Origin of the sequence: Polymorphobacter sp. (assembly GCF_051860865.1) — a bacterium.
GTDB lineage: Bacteria > Pseudomonadota > Alphaproteobacteria > Sphingomonadales > Sphingomonadaceae > Sandarakinorhabdus.
This window is the reverse complement of the sequence record NZ_JBIMKZ010000130.1, coordinates 1-3,535: the sequence shown is the minus strand read 5'-3', so window position 1 is coordinate 3,535 and position 3,535 is coordinate 1. Positions and strand designations below refer to the sequence as shown.

The following is a 3,535-nucleotide window of genomic DNA, read 5'->3' as shown; positions in this document are numbered from 1 at the left end:
TAAGGAAAAAGAAAGGTTGCGCGGCAAAGCCGCGCCGTCGGACGGGTTCGGCTGCCGGCCGGCAGCCGCCCCGCCGGCCGGGCCCTGCGCGGAGTCCGCGCACTGTGCTTGCACAGTGCGCGGCCCGCTTGGCCTTACATCACCATCGACACGCCCAGGCTGAACGCCCGGCCGAACCGCGCCGCTTCCTGCAGCAGGTCGCGGTTCGGCCCGGTCAACTCGATCCGACCCGAATTGGTCAAATTCTCGCCCTCGACGAAGAATTCGATGTTCGGCGTCGCCCGGAACCGGACCTGCGCATCCATCGTCCCGCGCCAGCGCCAGAACTGGTCCGCCCCCGGGATCGTCTCGTTGATCGTTTCGAGGAACCCGCCGGTGTAGTTATACGCCAGCCGCGCCTCGAAATCGCCCTTCTCGTAGAACACGCTCGCATTGGCCGCCCATTTCGGCTGGAAGAAGAAGCCCAGCCGCCGCGGCCCGGCCGAGGTCAGCACGTCAAGCTTGCTCTTCACATAGGTGGCATTGAGGTTCACCCCCAGCCCGTCGAACGGATTGGGCAGGAAGGCCAGCGACTGCTGCACCGCCGCCTCCACGCCGAACAGCGTCGCCGACTGGGCATTGTCCGGCCGGCTGACCTCGACCTGCTCCGGCCCGCGCCCCAACCCCAGGTCGATCGTCTGGATGCTGGTCTGGGTGTAGATCTCGTCCTTGATGTCCTTGTAGAAGGCGCCCAAAGACACCAGCCCGCCATTGCCCGAATAATATTCGATCGAGCCATCGAAGCCCATCGACCGGCGCGGCTTCAGGTCCGGATTGCCCCGGCTCAGCGTCGGCAGCGCCCCGGTGATCAGGTTCAGCGTCTCGCGTGCCGTCACGTCGCCGACATTGGCGCGGCCGATGGTGTTGGTCCATGCCGCCCGCACCACCAGCTCCGGTGACACGTTCCAGCGCAGATGCACGCTCGGCAGGAAGTTGCCATAGCCGCCCTCGGTCACCGACGGCGTTGCCACCCCGCCCGACACCCGCACCGACGCCGAGCTGACATCGGTCCGCTCATAGCGCACGCCGCCCAGGATCTCGAGATCGCCGGTCTTCAGCTGCAGCTGGGCAAACCCGCCATAGATCTTCTCCTTGACCGTGAAATCGCCGTTCACATTGTTCAGCGCCACGTCGAAGGCGCTGCGGTTGGCCTCGAAGAAGCGCAGCGCCGCCTCTGGATCGATGATCAGGTCGAACTGCTTGCCGCCGACCACCGCCAGCGGCTGCCGGCCATAGGCACTGGCCAGCGTATAGGTCACGCCCGATCCCGCCCGCAGCGTATAGGTCGACTGGTCCTGGTTCCGGTCATGGTCGAGCTGCCGGTAAATGCCGCCCACCTTCAGCGCATAATCCAGCCCGCCGCTCTCGCCCTTGTAAGTCAGATTGACCCGGCCCTCATAGATGTCCTGCCGGGTCAGGTTCAGCGATTCCGTACGGTTGAGGAACGGATACAGCGCCGGATTGGCTACATTCGCCGGGTTGATCGGATTGAAGTCGAAGAAGAACTTCGACGTGTCATAGTTGAACCCGAAGCCGGTATTGGCCGCCGACTGGAAGGTCTCGCCGCGCCCGATCTCGCGCCCCTCGGCGCCCGAATAGATCGCGTCCACATCGAGCCGCAGCCGCTCGCTGGCATCCCAGCGCAGATTATACTGGGTGTTCCAGATCTTCTGGCTGTTGATCGGCAGGTTGAGCCCGATCCGGTTGCGCCCGGTCCGGAAGGTGCCGCTGGTCGCCGTCTGGTTGGTGACATTGCCGGTCTGCTCCAGCCGGTTCTCCTGCCGCGTCTCGCGGTCCTTGAAGCGGTTGTAGGTGCCGAACAGCCGCATATAGAGGTCGGGATTGGCCTGCCATTCGAACGCCAGCGCCCCGCCGGTCCGCTCGCGGATATTGTTGTACAGGAACAACCGCTCCTGGATCGGCACCGGAATATTGTTCCCGGCCGCCGCGCCCAGATCCACCGGCGCCCCGGCCGCCGTATATTCGCGGAACGACGGCGTCGCATTCTCGAACTGGGTGATGTCATAATCGCGGATCGAATAGTTGACGCTGCCGACAACCCCGAACTGCCCGTCCGGCCCGAAGCGGAACCCGCCCTGGGCATTGCCGCGCCAGGACACATTGTTGCCGCCGATATCGCCCATCTGCTCCAGCAGCGTCACCGCCGCCGTCGCATTGAGGAACGGCCCCTCCTCGCTGAACGCGCTCTTGGTGACGATGTTGATGATCCCGCCGATGGCATTCGGGTCCATCTCCGGCGTGATCGTCTTGAACACCTCCAGCCGCTGGGCAAAGGTCGACGGCACGGTGTCGAGCGGCACGGTCCGCGATCCGCCATTGTCACCCGTCGCCACGATCGCGCCATTCACCTGGGTCCGGTTATACGTCGGCGGCAACCCGCGGATGGACGGAAAGCGCGGCTCGTTCTGGTCGTTCTGCACCGACACGCCGGGGATGCGCCGCAGCGCCGCGGCGGTGTTCTGGTCCGGCAACCGGCCGATATCGTCGGACACGATCACGTCCGACACGATGAACGTGTCCCGCTTGGCCTCGACCGATTCAATCTCGCTCTTCCGGAACCCGGTCACCAGCAGCTCTTCGTCCGCCACTGCCTGCTGCGCCATCGCCGGCGCCGCCAGCGCCAGCATGGAGACGCCCGCTGCCCAAAATCTCTTCATGTCAAAATTGCTCCTGCGTCCCGTCCATCGGGTCGAGGTGCGCCTATCGGGCGTCGATGACGTGCCGATGATGATCAGATGACACTATCAAGACGGTCATCGGCGCCCGCCCGCCAGTCAGCGCACCGCACGCCGCAACGCCCCGCGCTGCCGGCAAGTCCCGCCGCCCGCCGCCACCTCACGGCGCAAACCTTTCAAACAACTATCGCAGACTTTAAAAAACCGCGCCAAAATTATAACCAATAGTAAAAAACACCGACACTTCGAAAAATATTCTATTGGATACTGTAGCAGTACTGTACTGTATTCCCCGGAAAACCGCCATCTTTCCCACAACCGATCCATATCGGCTTCTACGGCCAACTGGCCGCAGACATAGCAGTGGGGGCGCCAATGCGTACTTTGTTAGGGTTCCGCTTGTTCGCTATAATATTATTTGCCTTTATTACTCATTCATCAGCAACAGCTGCCACGACATACTTCGCCACAGAGAGCAGTTTCGCCGCCATCCTCAAGCAACTGGTCGCCGGAGACACCGTCAAGCTGCAAGGCACATTCACCAAATCCATCGACATCAAGGACAAATATTATCGCGCGCCGGTCACCATCGATGCCAGCGCCGCCACCATCACCCAGGGCATGAAGCTCATCTCGACGCACGGCATCAACGTCACCGGCGGCCAGTGGCTGCACGATCCCGCCCGCGTCCAGTCGGTGACGATCCGGGACAGCAGCAACATCTCGTTCGCCAACACCAGCTTCACCGGCCCGGCCACCAATTCCACCGGCCGCGCCATCTATGTCGTCGGCTCGTCCAA

2 protein-coding genes are annotated in these 3,535 nt (G+C 63.2%); one reads left to right on the top strand and one right to left on the bottom strand.

What is annotated here, in order from left to right:
* Positions 1 to 134: 134 nt before the first annotated feature.
* Positions 135 to 2,717 (bottom strand): TonB-dependent receptor, encoded by a 2,583-nt coding sequence (locus ACTIFJ_RS15070; protein WP_439534933.1) that lies wholly within the window; start codon positions 2,715 to 2,717, stop codon positions 135 to 137.
* A gap of 393 nt (positions 2,718 to 3,110) precedes the next feature.
* On the opposite strand from ACTIFJ_RS15070, the gene ACTIFJ_RS15065 reads away from it, so the two are divergent.
* Positions 3,111 to 3,535, top strand: a 425-nt coding sequence (locus ACTIFJ_RS15065) for a hypothetical protein (RefSeq protein WP_439534932.1), incomplete at its 3' end; no start/stop codon positions are given.

What these genes read in the sequence shown, in the direction of transcription:
- ACTIFJ_RS15070 (WP_439534933.1), bottom strand. Translation starts at nt 2,717, where the DNA reads ATGAAGAGATTTTGGGCAGCGGGCGTCTCCATGCTGGCGCTGGCGGCG.